This is a genomic window from Rhodospirillales bacterium (assembly GCA_016712595.1).
GTDB lineage: Bacteria > Pseudomonadota > Alphaproteobacteria > Rhodospirillales > Defluviicoccaceae > Defluviicoccus.
Genome location: JADJQT010000001.1, coordinates 1,361,519 through 1,385,159 on the forward strand (window position 1 = coordinate 1,361,519; position 23,641 = coordinate 1,385,159).

Annotated in this window: 15 protein-coding genes and 5 pseudogenes; 17 read left to right on the plus strand and 3 right to left on the minus strand. The window is 65.1% G+C overall.

All coding sequences use genetic code 11. The features are described 5' to 3' along the window. Positions 1 to 45: 45 nt before the first annotated feature. Positions 46 to 282: a hypothetical protein gene (locus IPK66_06245; protein ID MBK8174868.1), complete on the minus strand. Its 237-nt coding sequence runs from the start codon at positions 280 to 282 to the stop codon at positions 46 to 48. A 195-nt stretch (positions 283 to 477) separates the two neighbouring features. Here IPK66_06245 and IPK66_06250 point away from each other — a divergent pair, with 195 nt between their 5' ends. The 6 genes and pseudogenes from IPK66_06250 (at position 478) to IPK66_06275 (ending at position 12,883) form a co-directional block, all read left to right on the plus strand. After that, a complete protein-coding gene (locus IPK66_06250) occupies positions 478 to 1,215 on the plus strand; it encodes a Crp/Fnr family transcriptional regulator (GenBank protein ID MBK8174869.1) in 738 nt (245 codons plus the stop codon). Positions 1,216 to 1,973: 758 nt separating this feature from the next. Beyond that, the gene (locus tag IPK66_06255; protein ID MBK8174870.1) at positions 1,974 to 3,002 is read left to right on the plus strand and encodes a fatty acid desaturase; all 1,029 of its coding nucleotides are present in this window, start codon (positions 1,974 to 1,976) and stop codon (positions 3,000 to 3,002) included. 256 nt (positions 3,003 to 3,258) lie between these two features. Beyond that, positions 3,259 to 3,651, plus strand: coding sequence for a PRC-barrel domain-containing protein (locus tag IPK66_06260; protein ID MBK8174871.1), 393 nt, complete (start codon positions 3,259 to 3,261; stop codon positions 3,649 to 3,651). 243 nt (positions 3,652 to 3,894) lie between these two features. Continuing rightward, complete coding sequence (locus IPK66_06265; GenBank protein ID MBK8174872.1) at positions 3,895 to 4,080, plus strand: CsbD family protein; 186 nt, start codon at positions 3,895 to 3,897, stop codon at positions 4,078 to 4,080. 124 nt (positions 4,081 to 4,204) lie between these two features. Next, positions 4,205 to 12,733, plus strand: a complete 8,529-nt coding sequence (locus IPK66_06270) for a glycosyl transferase (GenBank protein MBK8174873.1) — start codon at positions 4,205 to 4,207, stop codon at positions 12,731 to 12,733. Positions 12,734 to 12,769: 36 nt separating this feature from the next. Continuing rightward, a pseudogene (locus tag IPK66_06275) lies at positions 12,770 to 12,883 on the plus strand (transposase family protein). A gap of 160 nt (positions 12,884 to 13,043) precedes the next feature. Here IPK66_06275 and IPK66_06280 read toward each other — a convergent pair. Beyond that, a complete protein-coding gene (locus IPK66_06280; protein ID MBK8174874.1) occupies positions 13,044 to 13,742 on the minus strand; it encodes an IS6 family transposase in 699 nt (232 codons plus the stop codon). 62 nt (positions 13,743 to 13,804) lie between these two features. On the opposite strand from IPK66_06280, the pseudogene IPK66_06285 reads away from it, so the two are divergent. The 10 genes and pseudogenes from IPK66_06285 to IPK66_06330 all read left to right on the plus strand — a co-directional run bounded on the left by IPK66_06285 (position 13,805) and on the right by IPK66_06330 (position 21,531). Next, a pseudogene (locus tag IPK66_06285) lies at positions 13,805 to 14,125 on the plus strand (recombinase family protein). 6 nt (positions 14,126 to 14,131) lie between these two features. After that, positions 14,132 to 14,551, plus strand: a pseudogene (locus IPK66_06290) (hypothetical protein). Between the two features lie 153 nt (positions 14,552 to 14,704). Then, positions 14,705 to 15,175: pseudogene (locus tag IPK66_06295) on the plus strand (MucR family transcriptional regulator). Positions 15,176 to 15,247: 72 nt separating this feature from the next. Further along, positions 15,248 to 16,126, plus strand: a complete 879-nt coding sequence (locus IPK66_06300; GenBank protein MBK8174875.1) for a transglycosylase SLT domain-containing protein — start codon at positions 15,248 to 15,250, stop codon at positions 16,124 to 16,126. A gap of 217 nt (positions 16,127 to 16,343) precedes the next feature. Further along, a pseudogene (locus IPK66_06305) lies at positions 16,344 to 16,547 on the plus strand (IS6 family transposase). Positions 16,548 to 16,738: 191 nt separating this feature from the next. Beyond that, complete coding sequence (locus IPK66_06310) at positions 16,739 to 17,776, plus strand: IS110 family transposase (protein ID MBK8174876.1); 1,038 nt, start codon at positions 16,739 to 16,741, stop codon at positions 17,774 to 17,776. 343 nt (positions 17,777 to 18,119) lie between these two features. Next, positions 18,120 to 18,413 carry an ATP-binding protein gene (locus IPK66_06315; GenBank protein MBK8174877.1) on the plus strand — a complete coding sequence of 98 codons (294 nt, stop codon included), beginning with the start codon at positions 18,120 to 18,122 and terminating at the stop codon, positions 18,411 to 18,413. Between the two features lie 511 nt (positions 18,414 to 18,924). Next, positions 18,925 to 19,644 (plus strand): response regulator, encoded by a 720-nt coding sequence (locus IPK66_06320; protein ID MBK8174878.1) that lies wholly within the window; start codon positions 18,925 to 18,927, stop codon positions 19,642 to 19,644. Then, a complete protein-coding gene (locus IPK66_06325; GenBank protein ID MBK8174879.1) occupies positions 19,641 to 20,972 on the plus strand; it encodes a HAMP domain-containing protein in 1,332 nt (443 codons plus the stop codon). The genes IPK66_06320 and IPK66_06325 overlap by 4 nt, the downstream gene beginning before the upstream one ends. 106 nt (positions 20,973 to 21,078) lie before the next feature. Next, positions 21,079 to 21,531 carry a FixH family protein gene (locus IPK66_06330; GenBank protein MBK8174880.1) on the plus strand — a complete coding sequence of 151 codons (453 nt, stop codon included), beginning with the start codon at positions 21,079 to 21,081 and terminating at the stop codon, positions 21,529 to 21,531. Positions 21,532 to 22,852: 1,321 nt separating this feature from the next. On the opposite strand, the gene IPK66_06335 is transcribed toward IPK66_06330, so the two are convergent. Beyond that, the gene (locus IPK66_06335) at positions 22,853 to 23,098 is read right to left on the minus strand and encodes a hypothetical protein (GenBank protein ID MBK8174881.1); all 246 of its coding nucleotides are present in this window, start codon (positions 23,096 to 23,098) and stop codon (positions 22,853 to 22,855) included. Between IPK66_06335 and IPK66_06340 the strand changes: the two genes are divergently transcribed. Beyond that, positions 23,097 to 23,624: a DUF2231 domain-containing protein gene (locus tag IPK66_06340; protein ID MBK8174882.1), complete on the plus strand. Its 528-nt coding sequence runs from the start codon at positions 23,097 to 23,099 to the stop codon at positions 23,622 to 23,624. The two genes, IPK66_06335 and IPK66_06340, sit on opposite strands and share 2 nt — an antisense overlap. The last annotated feature ends 17 nt before the right edge of the window (positions 23,625 to 23,641 follow it).

The following is a 23,641-nucleotide window of genomic DNA, read 5'->3' on the forward strand; positions in this document are numbered from 1 at the left end:
GGATTGGGCCCGCCGACGCCGATGTTCGGGCTCGTTGGACCACCGTCAGTCGTGCCGCACCGAGTTCTTGCCCTTGATGATGCGGTCGATCACGTCGGCGGCGGCCTGGTGGTCGTCCGGGTTTTGCGCTGCGGCCAGTGCGCCGCGATGCGCCGCGGCGGCATCCTCGAGGATGGAAACCGCTTCATTGCTCTCGATGACCTCGAGATCCGTCAGGGACAACAGCAGCGACTCGCAAATGGAGAGGGCAGCGAGTCCGGCAGCGTTCGAGTTGGTGCTCATGAGCGTTTCAATGCGGAGTCATTGTCTTGGCGGGATGCCGAGCCGCGCTCCGACGACTGCAGGCGAATGCTAGTCCTTTATCCCAAGGTCGATGCTAATGTGTGATAGTCGATCCACAAGTCTTGCGATCTCGCATCGGTGCTGCGACTTCCCTGACAATAACCTTCCGCCGCGAGGAGGTGGAGATTACCCGAAATGTCGGCCATGACCACCCCTTTGGCGAAGAAACTCAACAGCTTCGTTGCGTTGTCCGCGGATGAACTGGCATGCCTCGACGATCTGCAATCCCGCCGCCGCAGCGTCGCGGCGCTGACCGAGATCGTGCACGAAGGGCAAACCGACCACCGCGCCTGGATCCTGCAGGAAGGGTGGGCCAACTGCTACAAGCTGGTGCCGAACGGCGGCCGGCAGATCATCGGCTTTCCGCTGCCGGGCGACTTCATGGGGCTGCGCAGTGTCCTGTTGCGGACGTCGGACCATTCCTTCGCGAGCTTGACCAATGCCGTCATCAGCAATGTCTCCCGGCAGCGGATGATCGAGATCTTCCAGGAGTTTCCCCGGCTGGCGACGGCTATTCTGTGGGCGACGTCGCGCGACGAGGCAATGGTGGTCGAGCACTTGGTGAACATCGGACGGCGCAGCGCCATCGAGCGGCTGGCGCATCTGTTCCTGGAACTGGGACAGCGGCTGCAGATGGCGGGCCTCGTCTTGTCGACGGAGTTTGCGTGCCCGCTCAATCAGTACGTCCTGGCCGACGCGCTCGGTCTCACCGCGATTCACGTCAATCGGGTGCTCCGGCAGTTGCGGGAGCGGAAACTGATCACGCTGAAGGCGCAGCAGGTGATCATTCACAACCTCGACGGCCTGCGGGAGCTGGCGGGCTACGACAACGCCTACCTCAATCACCATCCGTCCGCGGACGACCGGCCGTAATCGCACCTCGGCGACCCGCCGACGCGACCGCCGGGATGCTGATGCAGGTTAGTGCGCCCTGTCCCTCCTCGGCATACCGTCAAGGCATACGACATACAACTCCGTCGCCTGCGACGAACGGCGAGAGTGTTAGGCCAGCAAGCATCACGTGTTCCAGTGCTATGAACCAAGCATCTCCCTTCGGTTTTTAGCGCCGCAACTTTACGCCGATCTGGCGATTGATCGCTGGCTGAACGCTCTCGCCGTCCTTCTTGCCAAGGAAGTCTGTTCGTGTTCACACCCATGCTCTTCGGCGGACGCTCGGCCGGTGATCAAAACGGGGTTTGATCTCGACGCCTCGTTTCCGTGCCGCACACCGTATCCGCATCGGGAGGCTGAAGGAGACAGCCGTGAGCATCATGAGGACGATTTGGATGAACGCGCTTCTTTGCGATGCTCGCCCGGCTCCGCAGGGTATCGACGTTGACGCCGATTCCGAACACCACCGTGATGTTCAGGCAGCACCATCAGCCAATCAGCCACCGAGGCACGAAGCCACCGAACAGCCGACGTGTCTGCCGTACGCGTCGAGGCCACACCTCGCAGAATGATCGAGCTGGGGCCGGACCCCGGGGGAACGGTCAGCGCGTTCCAGAACAGCACCTGCGATGATGCGCAGATCCCGAGGTGGACTGCGCGGTTCCCAGCCGGCGACGCAATGGCGACCAATTGTGAAATGAAGGACGCGAGGAATGGGTTTGGGAACTGCGGCGGCGACGATGGATGGCCGTCACCAGCGCACGAGCGACGCCGCATCCGATTGGGCTTGCGTCCGCGAAGCCACGTCGCGGCATCGGATGCCGAGCCTCGCGATCAGCCTGGGCCAGATGGCCAATTCCTTCCTGCCATGCCTAGCCCTGTATGCGCTGATGTACGCCGGCCTGGCGTTCAGCTACTGGGCGACGATGGCGCTGTCGGTCGTGACCGCCGGCTTCATCGTGCGGATCTTCATCATCCAGCACGACTGCGGGCACGGCTCGTTCTTCCGGTCGCGGCAGGCGAACGACTGGGTCGGCAGGCTCTGCAGCCTGTTTACGCTGGCGCCGTACAGCATGTGGCGGCGCCAGCACGCCGGACACCACGCGCACTGGAATGATCTCGACCGCCGGATGAGCGGCAGCGACATCTATTCGACCTGCCTGACCGTCGAAGAGTTCCGCGCGCTGCCGCCGTGGCGCCGCGTCGTGCACCGGGTGATGCTGTATCCGGTGGTATCGCTGCTGCTGCTGCCGCCGCTCGTGTTCCTCGTCATGTTCCGAATGCCGTTCGATGCGCCCCGCTCCTGGACGCGCGAACGATGCGCGGTGCAGGGCACCAACCTGGCGCTCCTGGCGTTGTTCGGCATCCTGGGCCTCGTTTTCGGCTTTCGCGACGTCCTGCTCGTGCACCTGCCGACCTCGATCATCGCCTCGGTCATCGGCGTATGGCTGTTCTCGCTGCAGCACCGCTTCGAGGGCACGATGTGGGCACGCCACGGCGCGTGGTCGCCGGTGGCGGCCTCGCTGCGCGGCAGCTCGTATCTGCAGCTGCCGCGGATCCTGCAGTGGTTCACCGGCAACATCGGCTTTCATCACGTCCACCATCTCGACCCGAGGGTGCCGAACTACCGTCTCGAGGCCTGTCACCGCTCCCACCCGGCGTTTGCTGAGGCGGAGACGTTGACGCTGCACAAGGGGGCGTTGCTGAGCTCGCGATACTGCTTGTGGGATGAAAAAACGAAATCGATGGTTAAGATCACACAAGCCTGAACCACTGGAAACAGCCTGGCACACTTCCCCGCCGGCGGGAGAACGACGACGCCCTGATCGGCATGTTGCATGCCGAGATGCCGCCTTCAGGGGCCGGCGGTGGGGGCGTGGTGATCCCACCGAACTGACCTGGGTTAGTGCACGCCTCTCTCCAGATGCTTAATGTAGCGATCCTCGGTTTTCTACGAATAGTTGCGCCGGGGCCAGCGTTCTTACGATCAGGCAACATCCATTTGGATCAATGAGAGGACCGGTCATGTACAGGGCATCTTTCGTCACCGGCGCAGCGATACTCGGCGCAGTTCTCCTGGCGGAGCCGGTGTGGGCGCAGGGCGCGCCGCAGACGGTCAGCATCGAGCGGGTCGATGTTCAAAAGCTCTCGGCCGGGTATCGCTCGTCGAAGATCGTCGGCAGCCCGGTTGTCAACGATTCCAACGAGAAGATCGGCGAGATCGACGATCTTCTGGTCGAGCCGAGCGATAAAGTCCTGTTCGCAGTGCTGTCGGTGGGCGGCTTCCTCGGCATGGGCGAGCATCTGGTCGTCGTACCGTTCAACAGCCTGAAGATCACCGGCAACAGAGTCATGCTGCCTGGCGGTTCGAAGGACGTGCTCAAGGCGCTACCCGAGTTCGCGTATTCTACGAAGTGAACTAAGAGGAGACCTAGAGATGTCCTTGATCTCGGTAGTCATCGTCTTGATCGTCGTTGGAGTTCTCCTTTGGCTCGCTAATAATTATATTCCAATGGACAACAAGATAAAGACCATTATGAACGTAGTCGTGGTGATTGCGCTCATACTCTGGCTTCTCAGTGCGTTTGGAGTGCTCGGATCTCTGGGGAGTATCTAAATCGGCCGTTAGCGACATCCGACGCAACGATAGGAGACTTGGTCATGGATAAAGATCGTATCAAAGGGTCGTTCAAGCAGTTTTCCGGCAGCATCAAGGAAGCCGCCGGTAAGATCCTCGGCGACAAGAAGACGGAAGCGGAGGGAAAGTCACAAAAGACAGAAGGCGAGATCCAGAATACCGTCGGGAGCGTGAAGGACACGATCCGGGAGGCGGTTGACAAGACGTAGATCGAGCGGACGGAGGCGTTCCGTGACATCGCGATGGGCTGCGTGGACCCTCCCGACCCCTGGCCGGCGGTTCTGGCGTCGGAACCGGCGGGAGGCGCACCTGGTGCGAGACGACCCTCCTCGGATGTTCGGCCGCCGTGGACCGCCGACGCCCTGGGATGACCAGAAACCGATCCGCCATGAGCTGTTCAGCGTCGAGCGCTTGGAGGAGCACGCGCGCAGCTTGGCGGCAGCGCAGCCGGTGACGCCAAAGCCTGTCCGCGGGCATCCGCTGGCGGGCCGGCTCGCCGAGAACGCGGCGGTGCTACTGGAGTCGCATCGCATCATTGCCGAGGCGACCGACAAGGGCCGGGCGATCACCCCGGCGGCGGAGTGGCTGCTCGACAACTACCACCTCGTCGAGAAACAGATCCACGACATCCGCTTCGATCTCCCGCCCGGCTATTACCGGCAGTTGCCGAAGCTCGCCGACGGGCCGTTCGCGGGCTATCCGCGGGTGCTGGGGGTGACGTGGGCGTTCGTCGCTCACACCGACAGCCGGTTCGATCCGGCGATGCTATGCCGCTATGTCGCCGCCTACCAGCAGGTCCAGCCGCTGACGATCGGCGAACTCTGGGCGCTCGCGATCACTTTGCGGATCGTGCTCCTCGAGAACCTGCGGCGTTTCGCCCAGGCCATCGTGCGCAACCGCGCATCCCGGCAGGAGGCCGACCGGCTCGCCGACCGCTTGTTGGGGATCGGCCGAACAGCCGAGCCGGCGCCGGTGGTGTTCGCGGAACACGAGCGTGCCCCGCTGGCGGACATTTTCGCGGTTCAACTCGTCTACAGGCTGCGGGATCAGGACCCGAGGGTGACGCCGGCGCTGGCTTGGCTCGATCAGCGCCTGCTGGCGCAGGGAACCAGCGCTGACGCGGTCGTCCGCGAGGTGCACCAGCAGCAGGGTGCCGCCAGCGTCACCGTCCGCAACATCATCACCAGCATGCGCATGATCGCCGACGTCGACTGGACGGAGCTGGTCGAGCGGGTCAGCCTCGTCGACGACGCGCTCGCCGCGGCGCGTGGCTTTCTCGACATGGATTTCCCCACGCGCAACCTCTACCGGAGCGCCGTCGAGGAGCTGGCGCGAGGGTCCAGCCGCACGGAAATCGACATCGCGCAGCGAGCCGTCGCTGTAGCCGACAGTGCGGTGGTGGGCAGCCTTGACCTCCGGCGGAGCGATCCGGGCTACTACCTCATCGCCGGTGGACGGCGCGACTTCGAAGCGCTGATCGGCTTCCGCCCACCGTTGCGCGCCTGGCCCGGGCGGCTGAACCGGGTGTTCGGCATCGGCGGCTACGCGGTCGCCATCGCGCTGGTCACGGCCGTCCTTGTGACGTTACCGCTCCTGGCGCTGGCGGCGGCGGGACTCGGTGCCGCATGGCTCAGCCTGCTCGGCGTTCTTGGCGCAATTCCGGCGGTCGACGTAGCGGTGGCACTGGTGAACCGTGCCGCTGTTTCCGGTTTCGGTGCGGCGTTGCTGCCGGCCATGGAGCTTCGCGACGGTATTCCGGCAAATCTCCGGACGCTCGTCGCGGTGCCGACCCTGCTGACCACGCTGGCGACGATCGAGGAGCAGGTCGAGCGCCTGGAGGTGCATCACCTCGCCAGTCCCGAGGGCGACCTGCAGTTCGCGCTGCTCTCCGACTGGGTCGATGCCACCACCGAGCACGCCGACGGGGATGCGCCCCTCCTCGCCGCGGCACGGGACGGGATTGCGGCGCTCAACCGGCGCCACGGCCCCGCCCCCGGCGGCGAGCGGTTCCTGCTCTTGCACCGCCGACGGGTGTGGAACCAGGGCGAACGGCGCTGGCTAGGGTGGGAGCGCAAGCGCGGCAAGCTGCACGAGCTGAACCGCCTGCTGCGCGGCGCCACCGACACCACATTCGTGGGCCTGGACGGCGAGCCCCCGGCCGTGCCTGCAGATGTCCGCTACGTCGTCACCCTTGATGCCGATACGCGGCTGCCGCGGGACGCGGTGCGCCGACTGGTGGGCAAGATCGCGCATCCGCTCAACCAACCTCGCTTCGATCCCCGAGCCGGTCGGGTGGTGGAGGGTCATGCGGTGATTCAGCCGCGGGTCACGCCGTCGCTGCCGGTCGGGCGGGAAGGCTCGCTGTTCCAGCGCACCTTCTCCAGCATGAGCGGCATCGATCCCTATGCCTCCGCCGTCTCCGACGTCTACCAGGATCTGTTCGACGAGGGCTCTTACACCGGCAAGGGCATCTACGACGTCGACGCCTTCGAAGCCGCGCTCGCCGGCCGCGTCCCCGACTCGACGATGCTCAGCCACGATCTGTTCGAAGGCGTGTTCGCCCGGGCCGGCCTCGCTTCTGACGTCGAGGTCGTCGAGGAGTTCCCCGCACGGTATGACGTCGACGCCTTGCGTCGCCATCGCTGGGCGCGCGGCGACTGGCAGCTCCTGCCGTGGATCTTTGGACGTGGACCGGCGACGGCTGCGGACCGGCGGCCCGGCATACTCCCGGCGATCGGCCACTGGAAGATGCTGGACAACCTGCGGCGGTCGCTCTCGGCGCCCATGGCGATCCTCGCCCTGCTGGGCGGATGGGCGATGCCGTTGCCCGGCGCCGTCGTCTGGACCGCCTTCGTGCTCGCCACCATCGTCCTGCCGACCCTGATTCCGGTGATCGGCGCCATCCTGCCCCGTCGTGGCGGGGTGACGCCCGACAGCCACGTCCGTGCCCTCGGCGGCGACATCAGGCTCGCACTGACCCAGTCCGGGCTGCAGGTGGCGTTTCTCGCGCATCAGGCCTGGCTGATGGGCGACGCCATCGGGCGCACCCTGATCCGGCTGTGCGTCACCCGGCGGCATCTTCTCGAGTGGGTGACGGCGGCGCAGGCGACGGTTGGCCCCCGGCTCGATCTCTTCGCCTCCTATCGTCGAATGGCCGGCGCGCTGGTCATCCGCGGCCTTGCGGTGATCGTCGCCCTGCTCGCCGGACACGGGACGTGGCCGATCGCAGGAGCGTTCGCGGCGCTGTGGATCGCCTCGCCGGCAATCGCCCGCGGGGCGAGCCTGTCGCCGCTGGTCGCCGGCCGGCTAGAGGTGTCGGACGCCGACGCCCGCACGCTGCGGCTGATCGCCCGGCGGACTTGGCGGTTCTTCGAGACGTTCGTGACGTCCGCCGATCACATGCTACCGCCGGACAACTTCCAGCAGACCCCGCACCCGGTGCTCGCCCATCGCACCTCGCCGACCAACCTCGGCCTCTATCTCCTGTCGGCGGTCGCCGCCCGCGACTTCGGGTGGACGGGCTCGACCGAGGCGACGGAACGCCTGCAGGCGACGCTCACCACCATGAGTCGCCTCGAACGCTTCCGCGGCCACTTCTACAATTGGTACGATACCCAGGACCTGCGCCCGCTCGACCCCCGCTACATCTCCTCCGTCGACAGCGGCAATCTCGCCGGGCACCTGATCACGCTCGCCAATGTCCTGCGGGAGTGGCGCCGTCACCCGCTCAGCGATGCGCGACGCCTCGCCGGCATTGCGGACGCCCTCGACCTCGCGCGCGAGGAGGCCGGCTTGCTGGATGACGGGCGGCGGACGCAGACCGTGACATGGCAGCAGCTCGACGACGCCCTCGCCACCCTGGCCGCGGCAACGGGGCAAGCGCTCGCCGACGGCGAGGCCCTGGCAGATCGGCTCGCGACCCTTGCCGCCGGCGCCAGAACCCTGGGCGATATCGCGCGGACCCTGGCGACCGAACGAGACGACGAGATCGGCGGCGACATGCTGTTCTGGGTGGCGGCGACGCAGCGCGCGATCGACAGCCATCGGCGCGATGTCGATCTGTCGGTAGACGAAGCCAGCGCGGCGGCAGCACGCCTCGCGGTGCTGGAAGAGGCAGCGCGGGCGACGGCGCTGGCCATGGAGTTCGGCTTCCTGTTCGACCGTGAACGCAAGTTGCTGGCAATCGGCTATCGGGTGGCGGAGAGCACCCTAGACCCGAGCTGCTACGATCTGTTGGCGTCGGAGGCGCGGCTCGCCAGCTTCATCGCCATCGCCAAAGGCGACGTTCCGGCTCGCCACTGGTTCCGCCTCGGCCGCACCGTCACGCCGGTCGCCTATGGCGCAGCGCTGATCTCCTGGTCGGGATCGATGTTCGAGTACCTGATGCCGGCGCTGGTGATGCGTGCACCGGCGGGCAGCCTCATCGAGCGAACCAGCCGTCTGATCGTTCGGCGGCAGATCGACCACGGTACCACGCTCGGCTTGCCCTGGGGCATCTCGGAAAGTGCCTACAATGCGCGAGACCTGGAGTTCACCTACCAGTATTCGAACTTCGGCGTCCCCGGTCTCGGCCTGAAGCGCGGGCTCGGCGACAACGCTGTCGTCGCACCGTACGCCACGGCGCTGGCAACGATGGTCGATCCGCGCGCGGCGGCACGCAACTTCGACAGGCTCGCGGCGGTCGGCGCGCGCGGCCGCTACGGTTACTGCGAAGCTCTCGACTACACGCCGCTGCGGGTGCCGGAAGGCCAAGGCCTTGCGATCGTGCAGGCGTTCATGGCGCACCATCAAGGCATGACGATCGTCGCCATCGCCGATGCGCTGCTCGACGGCGTTATGCGAACGCGATTCCATGCCGAGCCCATCGTCCAGGCGACCGAGTTGCTTCTGCAGGAGCGCACGCCGCGGGACGTGGCGGTGGCGCGGCCGTTGCGCGCCGAGGTGAGGACGGCGGCGAAGGTGCTGGAGGCCCAGTCGCTCGGCAGCCGGCGGCTGACGACGCCGCATGGCGCGACGCCGGCGACGCATCTGCTTTCGAACGGCGAGTACGCGGTGATGCTGACGGCGGCCGGATCGGGATACAGCCGCTGGCGGGATCGGTCGGTAACCCGGTGGCGTGAGGACGTCACCTGCGACGACTGGGGGTCCTACGTCTTCCTCAGGGACGTCGGCGACGGAACGGTGTGGTCGGCCGGATTTCAGCCGACCGGTGCCGAGCCCGACGCCTTCGACGCCAATTTCAAGGAGGACCGCGCCGAGTTCCGACGCCGCGATGGCGCGCTCTCGACGACGATGGAGGTGCTCGTCTCGGCGGAAGACGCTGCCGAGGTGCGGCGTATTTCGGTGTCGAACGCCGGCAACCGGACGCGGCTGATCGACATCACCTCCTATGTCGAACTGGTGCTGGCACCGCAGGCTGCCGACATCGCCCATCCCGCGTTCTCCAAGCTGTTCGTAGAAACCGAGTATCTCCCCGACGTCGGTGTCATCCTGGCCACCCGCCGGCGGCGCGCGCCCGGCGAGCCGGAGACTTGGGCCGCCCACCTCGCGATCGTCGATGGCGATTGCGTAGGCACCCCGGAGGTCGAGACGGACAGGGCGCGTTTTCTCGGCCGAGGTTGCGGCGCCCGAACGCCGATCGCAATCTTCGACGGGCGGCCGCTGTCAAACACCGTCGGCACCGTGCTCGACCCGGTGTTCGCCCTGCGCCGTCGGATCCGCGTCGCTCCAGGCGCGGTGGTGCGCATCGCCTTCTGGACGATGGTCGCGTCGAGCCGTGCCGCAGTCCTCGACCTCGCCGACAGGCACCGGGACATTCCCGCCTTCGAGCGTGCAGCGACGCTGGCCTGGACTCAGGCGCAGGTGCAGCTGCATCACCTCGGTATCGATGCGGGCGAAGCCGCCCTGTTCCAGCGTCTTGCCGGACACCTGCTGTATGCGGCGCCGACGATGCGCCCGTCGTCCGACGCGATCCGGCGCGGCGGCGGCGGACAGCCGGGGCTCTGGGCGAACGGCATCTCCGGCGATCTGCCGATCGTGCTGCTGCGCATCTCCGAATCCGAGAACCTCGATGTCGCCCGGCAGTTGCTGCAGGGCCATGAATACTGGCGGATGAAACGTCTCGACGTCGATCTGGTCATCCTCAATGAGCGCGAGTCCTCTTATGTCCAAGACCTGCAGGCGGCGCTGGAAACCATGGTGCGCACCAGCCAGTCGCGGCCGCAGGTGCGGGTGGACGGAGTATCGGGCCGGGTCTTCACGCTGCGCGCGGACCTGATCTCGGCGGAGACACGCGCCCTTCTCTCGTCCGTAGCGCGGGTGGTATTCGTGGGCCAGCGCGGGCGCCTTTCTGATCAGCTCGATCGAGTACCGGAGGGAAAGGCCTCTGCCCCGATCCCGCGCAAGCGTGTTGTGGCCGGTGCGCGGGGACGACCGGCACCGCTCGTGCCGGGCCTCGAGTTCTTCAACGGCCTCGGCGGGTTCAACGACGACGGAAGGGAATATGTCACCGTTCTCGGCCCCGGGCAGTCCACACCGGCGCCCTGGATCAACGTCGTCGCCAATCCCGTCTTCGGCTTTCAGGCGTCGACCGAGGGCGCCGGTTTCACCTGGTCGGTCAACAGCCGCGAGCACCAGCTGACGCCCTGGTCGAACGATCCCGTCACCGACCCGCCCGGCGAGGCATTCTATCTTCGCGACGAGGACACCGGCCACCTGTGGAGCCCGACCGCGGCGCCGATCCGCGACGAAGCGGCGACTTACGTCGCCCGCCATGGTCGCGGATACTGCCGGTTCGAGCTCTCAGCGAACGGGATCGTGGCGGACCTCCTGCAGTACGTGCCGCTCGACGACCCAGTCAAGATCTCCCGCCTGACGCTTCGCAACACCTCCGACCGCGTCCGCCGGCTTTCGATCACCGCCTACGTGGAATGGGTGCTGGGTCCGTCGCGGGCCGCATCGGCGCCGTTCGTCACCACCGAAACCGATTCCGCCAGCGGTGCGCTGTTCGTCCGCAATCCCTGGAATACTGCTTTCGGCGCACGTGTCGCCTTCGCCGATCTCGCCGGGCGGCAGACGGACTGGACCGGCGATCGCCGGGAGTTCATCGGCCGCAACGGAACGCTGGCGAGCCCGGCGGCGCTGGCCGTGGCCGGGCCGCTGTCGAACACGGTTGGCGCTGGCCTCGACCCCTGCGGTGCGCTCAGGACCACGGTCGAGCTGGAGGCTGGCGGCACGATCGAGATCGTCTTCTTGCTCGGCGATGCCGCCGGCGCCGAGGAAGCGCGGAGCCTGCTCGCCCGCTACCGCACTGCCGATCTCGACGACGTGCGATCCGATGTCGGCGCTTTCTGGGACCGCGTGCTGGGCGCGGTGCAGGTGAAAACGCCCGACCGGCCGATGGACATCATGCTGAACGGCTGGCTGCTCTACCAGGCGCTGGCGTGCCGGATGTGGGCGCGCTCGGCATTCTACCAGGCGAGCGGCGCCTATGGTTTTCGCGACCAGCTGCAGGACGGGATGGCGCTCGCCACCGCGCGGCCCGAGCTGACGCGCGATCACCTGCTGCGTGCCGCGGCGCGTCAGTTCTCCGAGGGCGATGTCCAGCACTGGTGGCTGCCGCACTCCGGCCAGGGCGTCCGCACTCGGATTTCCGACGACTGCGTCTGGCTCGCCTACGCCGTTGCCGACTACGTCGCCACCGTCGGCGACAGCGCTGTCCTCGACGACGCAGTTCCGTTTCTCGAGGGCCAACGGCTGGCTGCGGACGAGCATGAGAACTTCTTCGCCCCCGCCGTTGCCGACGAAACCGCCACCCTCTTCGAGCATTGCGCGCGGGCCCTCGACCACAGCCTCTCGCTCGGCAGCCACGGTCTGCCGCTGATCGGCACCGGCGACTGGAACGACGGTATGAACCGGGTTGGCGAAGCGGGCCGGGGAGAGAGCGTCTGGCTCGGGTGGCTGCTGCACGCGACGCTGACCGCGTTCGCGCCGCTCGCCCTCGCACGAGGCGAGGCTGTCCGCGCCGCGGCGTGGCGGGCTCACGCCGCGGGGCTCGCAGCATCGCTGGATCGCGAAGCCTGGGACGGCGACTGGTACCGGCGCGGCTGGTTCGACGACGGCACGCCGCTCGGCTCGGCGGCGGGCACGGAGTGCCGGATCGATGCTATCGCGCAGTCGTGGGCGGTGATCTCCGGCGTCGCGCTGCCCGAGCGGGCCGCCAGCGCCATGGCGTCGGTGGAGCGGGAACTGATCCGCGCCGACGACCGGTTGGCGTTGCTGTTCGCCCCGCCGTTCGACGCGACGCCGCTCGATCCCGGCTACGTCAAGGGCTACCCGCCCGGGATCCGCGAAAACGGCGGTCAGTACACCCATGCCGCCGCGTGGTCGGTGATCGCCTTCGCCGCCCTGGGGGAGGGTGACCGGGCCGCCCGGTTGTTCTCGATCCTCAATCCGGTCAACCATGCCCGCACCCGGGCGGGCGTGCTCCGCTACAAGGTGGAGCCCTATGTCGTCGCCGCCGACGTGTATGCGAAACCGCCGCATATCGGACGCGGCGGCTGGACCTGGTACACCGGCTCCGCGGGCTGGATGCAGCGCGCAGGGGTGGAGAGCATTCTGGGGCTGCGCCTGCAAGGCGATTTCCTGCACCTCGATCCCTGCATCCCGCGCGCCTGGCCGGGCTTCGACATACTGCTCCGGCACCGATCAGCGCGGTACGAGATCAACGTTGCTAACCCCGGCGGTGTCGAGCGCGGTGTCGCGGTCGCCACCCTCGACGAGAACCTCCTCACCGAGCGACCATTACGCCTCCGGCTCGCCGACGACGGCGGTACGCATCGGCTGCACGTCCGACTCGGTTAAAGGGCGCCGGCCACCGCCATTGGTCGTCGGGACGTCACCAGCGAGAGCGCCTGTCCGGGTTGTGGCACGCGATCGAAGCGGATCCACAGTCGGTATCAGCGGTGGCTGGCGGATCTGCCGATGGCGGGCAAACCCGTGCGGCTGGTGGTAGATGGCCTTCCAGCGCGCCGACCCCCCTCGCCCAGCGCCACAGGGACGAACGTCAACGGCTCGCGGCGGCGCAGGACGCAAGGCGCATCGCCGAAAACAACGAACGGCTCTGTTGCATTAACCGCGGTCGGACAGAATTTGGCTTGCTCCGCAGCGGGGATTAGGCGGCAAGATCGAAGAGTTTGTTGACGAATCGGACTTCGCCTGTAGCCCCCGGTTCGATCAGGATGCAATGGCGGCGGCGGATCATGCACATGATCTCGAAACCCTTGATCGTGGCGTACGCAGTTTTCATCGACTGGAAGCCCCTTGTGGGACGGATTACCCGTTTGAGCGCACCATGATCGGCCTCGATAATGTTGTTGAGATACTTCGACGTCCGATGCTTGACCGTGTCTTCCAGCGCGCCCTTCCGTTTCAACCGGCGCAGTGCCTTCGGGTAGGAGCCGAGCTTGTCGGTCGTGATCGACACCGGCATCCAGTTGCGCATGACCTTCAATGCCTTGGCCAGAAAGCGACGCGCCGCCTTGGTGTTCCGCCGGTCCGACAGCATGAAATCGATCAAGCGCCCCTGCTTGTCGACGGCACGGAACAGGTATTTCCACTTGCCACCCACCCTGACGTGGGTCTCGTCAACGCGCCAGGACGGCGACCGGTAGCCCTGGTACCAGCGGACCCGTTTCTCGATCTCTGGCGCATAGCGCTGAACCCACCGATAAAGCGTCGAAAAGTCGACATCCACCCCGCGCTCGGCCATCATCTCCTCAAGGTCCCGGTAGCTGATCCCATACTTGCAGTACCAGCGAACGCACAGCAGGAGGATCTCGGCCGGAAATCGGCGACGCTTGAACACAGACATCGCGGAGACACTCCAAAAGCCCGTCTGCTAGCCGCCCAACCCGGTCAATGCAACAGAGCCCGCTGAAGGCGACCGAGCAGCCGGTCGACACAGGTTCGGCTGCCGGCAAAGCGTTCATCGACATGCTGGGCGTGTTCGCCGAGTTCGAGAGCAATCTGCGCCGCGAGCGGCAGATGGAGGGGATCAAGGCGGCGAAGGAGCGCGGCGTCTACAAGGGACGCAAGCCGTCGATCGACGCCGCCGAGGTTCGGCGTCTTCATGCCGAGGAGAAGCTCGGGCCGGCGGCGATCGCCCGGCGCCTCGGCATCGGCCGTGCCTCAGTCTACCGCGTGCTGGGTCGGCAGCCGGAACCTGCCGCTGCCGTCGCCACGGTTTCGGAGTAAGCGACAATGCCGATCCGGCGCGAGCTGCGCAGCCTATATCCTCCGCACTGGGCCGATCTCAGCCGGCGCGTGCGCTTCGAGCGGGCCGGCGGCGTCTGCCAGGGCTGCGGCCGGCCGCACGGGCTCGCCCTGCGGTGCCTGCCGGACGGACGATGGTTCGATCCGGCACGGCGGACTTGGCGGGACGGGCATGGACGCCTAGCCCGATGGCCCGACCTCGAACAGGCGGCGCGGATGCGGATGACGCGCGTCGTGCTCGCCGCGGCGCACCTGGATCATGATCCGACCAACAACCGCCTGCGCAATCTGCGCAGCCTCTGCCAACGCTGCCACATGCTGCACGATCGTCCGCATCATCTGGCGCAGCGGCGGATCACCTATTTGCTGCGCCGCGCCCGGGGCGACCTGTTCCTCGGGCCGTACCGGATCGGCGTTCCCCTGGCCCCGCCCGTGATCGCCGGGAAAATCGCCGGTGACTCGCACAGCAGAGTTTCTACAGTGTAGCCCCTGGTGTCTTGCGACGTTCCCGCTGGTCGGAAGGACGACGCCCGGCATAAAGAGAGAGGATCGATCGAGACCATGAATGCGTCGAGTGGAGCTGAGAGCGGCGAGACGACACTTCTGTAGCTGACGTCCGAGATCATCACCGCCTACGTGGGAAACAACCCGATACCGGCGACGCAACTGCCCGAGCTCATTCTCAGCGTCGTCGCGGCGCTGGCGGACCTGGACGGCGCGGTGGCGCCGCAGAACGCCGAACCATTGAAGCAGGCCGTGTCGATCCGCAAGTCGGTCACGCCCGACTACATCGTCTGCCTGGAAGACAGCAGGAAGCTGAAGATGCTGAAGCGCCATCTGCGGACGACCTACGACCTGTCGCCGCAGCAGTACCGCGAGAAGTGGGGATTACCGGCCGACTACCCGATGGTGGCGCCCAACTACGCCGCCCGGCGCTCGGAGTTCGCCAAGCAAATCGGCTTGGGCAGAACGGCGGCCGAAGCCACTGAGCAACCGAAGCGACAGCGGTCCAAATCCCGAGCTGCCGGATGAGCTGACCGAGAGGGGGCGTCTCCGGGTCAACGTCGACCGCCAGCCACTTCTCTGCGCTGCTCAAGAGTGTTCATGAGGCGTCGCACGGGTACATCGCGCATAGCCGGGATCCTGTCTCCCAGGACACGGACCCGTCGACGCCGAAACCCTCTGCGCCGACGCGCTCACCGTTGGCTCGACCGCGCGCGCCGGGCCCGACGGCGGGTGCTCTCGGCTCCACCGTCGGTTCGGATCGTCGTCGTGATGGCACTGGTCGTTGCGGCCGTCTCGGCCATGAACCTCGTCTATCAGGTGGTCCGGAAGCCGACGGAGCTGTTCTTTCCCGTGAGTAGCGCGTTCTCCAAGATGCCGGCCGAGACGTGGCGGCAATATGGAGCGCTGTTCCGCGAGTATTCGACGGACGCCGTCGCACCCGAATTGCTGGCGGCGCTCGCGCAGGTCGAGAGCGACGGTAATCCTGTTGCGCGCACCTACTGGAGTTGGCGGCTGACCTGGAACCCCTTCGCAATTTACCAGCCCGCCTCGAGCGCCGTCGGCATGTACCAGTTGACCGATGCCGCGTTCGCCGACGCGCAGCACTACTGCATACGCCAGCACACCGTCGTCGAAGAGGGCTGCCGGTTCAGCGGCTTCTACTCCCGGATCTTTCCGAGCCATGCCATCGAACTCACGGCGGTGCTTCTCGACCGCAATGTCACGGCGATCCTCGCTGGCAAGCGCGACGGTCGGGCGAGCCCGCAACAGGTGCAGGATCTCGCCGCCGTCATCCATCTCTGTGGCTCGGGACCTGCCCGCGCTTTCGCCCACCGCGGCTTTCGTCCGATGGCCGGCGAGCGGTGCGGCGACCAGGTCGTCGCGAAGTATCTTGCCGATGTCAATGCGATGAAGCGGCGATTCCTGCGCCTCGCCGCCATACAGGGATCACCTGCTCAAGAGGTGACCCGGAAGTAGCGCGGAAGGGTCCAACTGCCGGTCGCGGCAGCAGAGCCGGGAGTGTTCGCATCCGGCCCGCTTCATGAAAGAAGCGGACATCGCCTGCGGCCGAATGCGACCGCTCCGAGGAGCTATCGCGACTGCGCTCTCGCGTCCGCTTTCTGCCGCTCAGTTGCTACGGACATATCAGCCGCATCGACATATGCGCGTGCCTGATTGCCTCGACAAGTTCAGCAAGAAGGTGGCTAAGCGGTTGCTGCGAAAGCTCCTGAAGAAACAGGGGTGGGCGCCAAGAGTGATGCTGACCGATAAGCTGAAGATCTACCCCGCCGCCAAGCGCGAGGCCATGCCGGGCGTCGAGCAAAGGCAGCAAAATGGTCTCAACAATCGGGCCGAGAACCGGCACCAGCCGACGAGGCGAAGGGAGGGACACGTGAAACTCTTAGGTCGACCTGCTCCAGGCTCGCCTCGTCGGCGCTTAATTCGTGCCATCACCACCAAAATTGCGTCAGATGGGGTATTCGGCCTGCCGCCGCTTTCCCCAACCCTCGGAGAAGGCGCTGCGCTTCAGGTTGATGATAGACGTGGTGTGGATTGAAACAGCCACAGCATCAGATGGAGAAGCGCAGCATGAAGCACTATGCCGGTCTGGACGTTTCGGTCAAAGAGACCTCGGTGTGCATTGTCGACGAAGCGGGCGCGATCTGCTGCGAAGGGAAGGTGCCGAGCCATCCGGAGGATCTGGCGCGGTTACTCAGGGATACAGCCTGGCGGCTTGTCCGGGTCGGTCTCGAGGCCGGGCCCTTGTCGCAATGGCTGTTCAGTGGGATGGCGGAAGCCGGATTGCCGGTGGTCTGCATTGAAACCCGGCACACGAAGGCGTTCCTCAAAGCCCAGGTCAACAAGAGCGACCGCAATGACGCCCGCGGCATCGCCCAAATGATGCGTGTGCAGCTATTCCGGCCCGTGCATGTGAAGACCCTGACCAGCCAGAAGCATCGCGCCCTGCTGACGGCCCGTAAGCTGCTGCAGGAGAAATTCATCGCCATCGAGAACGACATCCGCGGCCTGCTGCGCAACTTCGGGCTCAAGGTCGGCGTCGTCGGCGTGCTCAAATTCGACCAACGGATCCGGGAGCTTGTCGAGGGCTTGCCCGACCTCGTCGAAATCATGGAACCGCTCCTGGCATCCAGGAAACAGCTTCGCGAGGCGTTCATGGCACTCCACCGCAGGCTGCTCGCGATCGTTCGAGATGACGCCGTCTGCCGGCGGTTGATGACGATACCCGGCGTCGGTCCGGTCGTATCGCTGGCGTTCCGAAGCACCATCGACAGTCCAGCACGGTTCACGAGCTCAAAGGCTGTCGGCCCAGCCTTGGGGTTGACGCCCGTGCTGCATCAATCGGGAGAGAGCCACCGGCTGGGTCGGATCTCGCTGTGCGGGGACGAGATGATGCGTCACCTGCTCTACGAAGCCGCTCAGGTCATGCTGACGCGAGCACAGACATGGTCGTGGCTGAAGGCCTGGGCGATGAGCATCGCCAAACGGCGCGGTCAGCAAAAGGCGATTGTCGCGCTCGCCCGCCGACTGGCGGTGATCATGCATCGCATGTGGATGGACGGCACGGAGTTCCGCTGGACCAGGGAGAGCATACCGGCTTCTGTCTGACGGGTTTCCGAAGCCTCCCGTCGCACGAGAAGGAAATCTTGAGTTCCGCCAGCCGGCGGATCGATGTCCCTCGCGGGACGATGGATGGGGTGAGTTCGCCTGGGCTCTTGTGCCGGTCGCCCGACACGTGATCAGGACGCGCGTCAGATTGTTCCACCCCATCTTCCTGATCCCATGCTGGGAGAGCCAAACGGCTGATCCCGAAGAGAAGCGCGGATCCGCGAGCGACAGCAACCGACGGAACGGCGGATCGCCTGAAAGCGCTTGACCTCAACCGGCCGAATAGAGAAGAGCCCCGGTTCGAAGCCGATTTACACGCCTCGCCAATGCCGTGAGCCGCCTGATGCGTCGGCTGGCCAAGGTCGACCTGCTCATTCTCGACGACTGGGCGATGACCGATCTGACCGCTCAGCAGCGCCGCGATCTGATGGAAATCGTCGATGATCGGTACGACCGCCGCGCCATCATCCTCGCCACCCAGGTGCCGGTCGATCGCTGGCACGACATGATCGGCGATCCGACGTACGCCGACGCCATCCTCGATCGCAACGTTCGCAACGCCACCCGGCATGAGCTCAAGGGCGAGTCCCTGCGCAAAACCCGCACCGCTGCCGCGATGATCGCCACCGCCAATTAACCCTCTTTAACACCAGCAAGGACAACCCTACGGTGCAACCCAGGTCAGACGCTGGACGTCCATGCCGCCCCGCGGGGCGGCATGGACGAAACACCCAAACGCCGTGCCAATCCTGATCGATCAGGTGGCCGCTTTGGTGAAAACGCTGACCGGATTCGAGATCATGTGCAGATTTTCCCGACTATCACTACGCGGTCAAGCCGATGACAACTATGTGCGCCGCTCGTTGTGGGCATGATTCGCGCCGAGAAAGATATGCTCGTGTTGCCATCGCTCGACCGATTGGGAATGAGTCGGACCCCGCTTCAGGCATCAGCGTCGTATCGCCGCCGCCGACGATCGTCTTTTTGACTTTTGAGCAGCGCCGATCATGCCGAGTTTCTCCCACGTGCGGTGGCGGTCTGGCGCGGAGCATGTTGACACCTGTCGACGATTCTTCCTGTACTTGGCGCTCAGTCGGCTTCTGCGATGCGCGCAATTCAAGGGAAGCGGAGCGGAGGTGGTGAACAACCTGGAACCGGAAGCCCACATTCTCGTCGTCGATGATGACAGTCAGGTCAGGCAGCTGATTGCGCGCTTCCTGCGCGAGAGTGGCTATCGTGCATCCAGCGCCCGCGACGGCATCGAGATGCGTGAGACCCTCGCTGCGGCAAAGATCGATCTGATCGTCCTCGATCTGATGCTGCCGGGGGCCTCGGGTCTCGATCTGTGCCGGGAACTGCGCGCGGGCTCGTCGGTGCCGATCATCATGCTGACCGCCAAAGGCGAGGATACCGATCGGATCGTCGGACTCGAACTAGGCGCCGACGACTACCTGCCGAAGCCGTTCAACCCGCGCGAACTACTGGCGCGCATCCGGGCCGTCCTGCGGCGGGCGGCCGCCCAGCCCGACGCCGATCTGGTGATCGGTGGTCGTCTGATCACGTTCGCCGGCTATACCCTAGACACGCAGCGGCGCGATGTGACGTCAGCCGGCGGCGTCGCGATCGATCTGAGCGGCGGAGAATACGATCTGCTGCTGGCTTTCATCGAGCACCCGAACCGGATTCTCTCGCGCGATCAACTGCTCGATCTGTCGCGGAACCGATCGGCGGAGCCGTTCGATCGAAGCATCGACGTCCAGGTCAGCCGGCTGCGACGCAAGCTGGAGGCCGGCGAAACGTCGCCGGTGCTCATTAAAACCGTTCGCGGCGCCGGCTACATCTTCGTGCCGACGGTCAGCCGGCTGTGAGGCGGCTGGTTCCCGACACACTCGCCGGACGGACTATCGTCATTCTGGTGATCGGCCTCGGATTGTTCCATCTGTGGAGCATATGGATCTACCAGATCGGCACGGAAAACCTTCTCGGCTCGACACGCGAGCAAGGCTTGGCCGAACATTTGGTGTCCGCAATACATGCCCTCGACGAACTGCCGGCGGACCAGCGGGAACCGACGGCACATGCCCTTTCCTCGCCCGATCTGGAAGTCCATTGGAGCCGGTCGAGCCTGATGAGCGATCGGACCGTCGAGACCGAGCGCCTTGCCGATCTGCGGCGACGCATCCGCCAACTGGCGCCCGCGCTCGCCGAGCATCGGCTGCGCTTCGGCTATGCGGACGACGCCGAGCGGCATCGCCACCTGCTTCTGGCGTCGATGCAACTCGGAGATGGCAGCTGGGTGACATTCAGCTTGAACGCCTTCAGGCAGGGCGCGACGGTCGAGCACGACGTCCTTGGCTCACTCACCGCGATGGCGGTGGGCATCATCGTCGTTTCGGTCCTTCTTGTCCGCTCAATGACGGCTCCGCTGCGGGCCCTTGCAGACGCAGCGGACCGGGTCGGCACCGACATTTCCGCGCAAGGGGCGCCGGAAGCAGGGCCGAGGGAGATCCGCCAGGTAGCCAAAGCGTTCAATACGATGCGCTCGCGGATCCGGCGGCTGATCACGGACCGAACGCAAACCCTGGCCGCCGTTTCCCACGACCTGAAGACACCCCTCACCCGGTTGCGGCTGCGTGCCGAATTCGTCGGCGACAGAGAGTTGCGCGCGTCGATCGACGCCGACCTCGACGAGATGGAGCGAATGATCGATTCCGCGCTGGCTTTTCTCCGCGGCGACGAGACCGGCGAGGAAGGCCGGACGAGCGACATCGGCTCCATCTTGAAAACGATCTGCGATCACTTGGGGGATACCGGCGACGACGTTGTGCTGTCAGGGGATCATTTCGCGCCCCTTCATTGCAAGCCTCTGGCAATCAAGCGCGCCCTGTCGAACCTGATCGAGAATGCGGTCAAGTACGGCGGGCGGGCGCGGGTCTCGCTGACAGACGGGGCGGACGAAGTGATTGTGATGATCGAGGACGACGGGCCGGGGATTGCCGAAACCGAGCGCGAACGGGTGTTCGATCCGTTCTATCGCATTGAAGGCAGCCGCAGCCGCGAGACCGGCGGTTCGGGGCTGGGTTTGACCGTCGCCCGCACGGTGGTCCGCGCGCACGGCGGTGACATCACGCTGCAGACCCGGAACTGCGGCGGCTTGCGCGTCCTCGTTGCGTTGCCGAAGTCCGCCGCTCGATAGCCAGCCAGACACATTATTTTACAAAGTCGAAAAACTGGAGAAACCGGCTGCGCTCATTCTTTCGCATCGGTTGCCGTAAGGCAGAGCGTGTTTCCAGGAGAGTCCGATGCGCCTTCTTCGTTCGCCCGAAGTTTGCCTACCATCCCCTGCGCTGGGAGTGCTGACCGCCGCCCTCATCGCAGTTTCGTCGCTCGCCCATGCCGCCGATCGATCACAAGAGTACCGTTTCGAAGTGGTCGATCAGCCGGTCGCCGTCGGCACCCACAGCGAATTCAATCTCAAGTTGACATGGACGTCAACCGGGCAGCCGGTGGAGGATGCCACGATCACCCGGGGCCATCTGGAAATGACAATGCCTCACTTCGCGCATAAGGGGTCGATGCCGATGGCGACCACCATGGGCGGAGAAGTCAAGCTGCTCGGAGCGCCGTCGCCCGGTCTCTACCGGCTGATGGGAGACGTTTCCATGCCCGGGACTTGGAAACTCGACATCATCGCGACGGTCCCGAGCGAGGCGGAGCCCGTCGAGGGCACAGCGACGTTCGAGGCCCGCCAGTAGCGCGCGGACGAGCGGTTGTCTGTTGTCGGGTTACGCGGGTGTAGCGGGGAGGCCACACGCCACAACCTGCATGTGGGACGGGACGAGCGGTGATGTTTGCGTTCAGGCGCTTCGGCTTCTTCATCCTGATGGCTTTCGTAACATCTCTCTCGGCGTGCGCCACCGGGCGCACCAATCTCTCAGAGACTGGTGCGGTGGACGTGCTGGTCGAGAACACACCAAAGGTCAACATTCAAGGCGTAACCCCGTCCTGGCAGATCAGGAAGAGACCACCGTCTATGGCCAAGTCCGCAGGCTGGGAGCCTACAATAATGCTTTCTCAAGAAGGCAGGTCATCGCCACAGCAGTTCTTCCGGATCGATCGACGTACGAAGCCAGCGACCCGCTCTTAACAAGGACACCGCGCGCCCGAAATTTCCGGACAATCTACCCGGTCGCACAATTCAAGATCGTGTTTCAGACGCGGCTGCCGAGCGGAACGATACTTTATCTGAAGTTTGCCAACCGCGATTCGAAACACGGCGGCGTTGAGGTCACGTCGTAGATGGACAATGTCACACAAATACAAATAACAGCCGGCTCGTTCCTTGTTCGGGTATCACGATTTCGAAGAAAAACGTCCGTATCCTGAATATATGCAAGGAATAGTCACGTGATAGAAACGCATATTATCCAGAACATGATCATACTTCGGATAAGTCGCAGAATAACGGATGAGGGTTTGGATGGGGTTACAGCTGCATTCGAACGGGCCCCTGGAGCAGAATTCAGTCTGCACGTTCGTCATCGCGGCGGTGGCACGCTTTACGTCTTGATGGACTGGGAACGATTGGACGGGTGGGAGGCAGGGACACGCACCGCCTGCACCACTTTCTGCATGGGTTACCAAGAACGCGTTCGTCGCATCGCAATTGTCGGATCAGACACCTGAAGAGGCGAAGGTGAACGCCTTGCCGACGTCTATAAAGCCGGGCAGGTCAGGTACTTCCAACCGTCGGCGCGTAGCGATGCCATGGCTTGGCTCGAAGGACGCTGACGCACGCGGCGCCCAGCAACTCCTAACGCCCGGACACGACACATTCGGAACCGCGTTGCGGAACCAAGCCGCAAACGGCGGTGGCTCCGGTCCGCCGCTTCAGTTCCTGATCCACCAGCGGCCAGTTGGCGGCTCGCCGCAACAATTTGTTACAAGCGCGAAAACGTCGGGATACCTGAGCCCTCTAAAAAAAGGAGCCACACGAGAACAACGATCTGTCGTGAGGTGAAACGAAGTCCAATGGTTAACGAAGACATGCTCCGAACGCCTGACGCGGCCCGACGGCTAAGCCTTAAAGGCAGAGGCATTCTCGCTACGGCTATCCTGGCCGGGGTTGTGCCCGCGACCATAGCAGGCGCGCACGAAGGTCACGATCACGCCCCACGCGCTATTCTCGATCTCATGGGCACGCTGGTAAGGATCATGGCGCCGGGTGAGGATGTCGGCGACGAGGTGGTCGAGGACCGAGTGACCATCCGGGTCGATGCCGAGGGCCGTATCGCCGATCTGAGCAACGGCTGAGGCAGCCATGTTGCCTGTTCATCCGATCCTCGTGCATTTCCCAATAGCCTTGCTGACGGTTTCGCTCGCTGCGGATGCCCTCGCCTCCGTGCGCGTGAGCACGGAGGCGAGGGCGCTGGGCTTCTGGTGCCTCGTCCTCGCGGCGGTCGGCGCGGCAGGCGCGGTTATGACCGGTCTCGTTGATATGCACCGCGCCGATCTGGCGATGGCGACGCACGGATACGTTCATTTGCACCGCGACATCGGATGGGTGCTGCTTGCCGTCATATTGCTGCTGGCGGTCTGGCGTTTGCGGATCCGGCGCCGCAGCGGTCCTGGCGGACGTGTGGGGAGGGCCTACTTGGCGTCAGCCGCAGCGGCTTTCACGCTTCTCGTCTTCCAGGGTTGGTTTGGTGGCGAACTGGTGTACGGCCACGGCGCCGGTGTCGCCGCAGCCAGCCAAGGGGTCGTGAGCCCCGAGCAAGGGCAGAAGGGGCTGGCACCATTTTCCCGATTTACCGGACACGCGGACCCGCATGGTGGACATAACCACTGAGACAGGGATCGAATGCG

What these genes read in the sequence shown, in the direction of transcription:
- IPK66_06340 (MBK8174882.1), top strand. Translation starts at nt 23,097, where the DNA reads ATGTTGCCTGTTCATCCGATCCTCGTGCATTTCCCAATAGCCTTGCTG.
- IPK66_06335 (MBK8174881.1), bottom strand. Translation starts at nt 23,098, where the DNA reads ATGGCTGCCTCAGCCGTTGCTCAGATCGGCGATACGGCCCTCGGCATC.
- IPK66_06245 (MBK8174868.1), bottom strand. Translation starts at nt 282, where the DNA reads ATGAGCACCAACTCGAACGCTGCCGGACTCGCTGCCCTCTCCATTTGC.
- IPK66_06300 (MBK8174875.1), top strand. Translation starts at nt 15,248, where the DNA reads ATGAGGCGTCGCACGGGTACATCGCGCATAGCCGGGATCCTGTCTCCC.
- IPK66_06265 (MBK8174872.1), top strand. Translation starts at nt 3,895, where the DNA reads ATGGATAAAGATCGTATCAAAGGGTCGTTCAAGCAGTTTTCCGGCAGC.
- IPK66_06315 (MBK8174877.1), top strand. Translation starts at nt 18,120, where the DNA reads ATGCGTCGGCTGGCCAAGGTCGACCTGCTCATTCTCGACGACTGGGCG.
- IPK66_06330 (MBK8174880.1), top strand. Translation starts at nt 21,079, where the DNA reads ATGCGCCTTCTTCGTTCGCCCGAAGTTTGCCTACCATCCCCTGCGCTG.
- IPK66_06270 (MBK8174873.1), top strand. Translation starts at nt 4,205, where the DNA reads ATGTTCGGCCGCCGTGGACCGCCGACGCCCTGGGATGACCAGAAACCG.
- IPK66_06260 (MBK8174871.1), top strand. Translation starts at nt 3,259, where the DNA reads ATGTACAGGGCATCTTTCGTCACCGGCGCAGCGATACTCGGCGCAGTT.
- IPK66_06310 (MBK8174876.1), top strand. Translation starts at nt 16,739, where the DNA reads ATGAAGCACTATGCCGGTCTGGACGTTTCGGTCAAAGAGACCTCGGTG.
- IPK66_06280 (MBK8174874.1), bottom strand. Translation starts at nt 13,742, where the DNA reads ATGTCTGTGTTCAAGCGTCGCCGATTTCCGGCCGAGATCCTCCTGCTG.
- IPK66_06255 (MBK8174870.1), top strand. Translation starts at nt 1,974, where the DNA reads ATGGATGGCCGTCACCAGCGCACGAGCGACGCCGCATCCGATTGGGCT.
- IPK66_06250 (MBK8174869.1), top strand. Translation starts at nt 478, where the DNA reads ATGTCGGCCATGACCACCCCTTTGGCGAAGAAACTCAACAGCTTCGTT.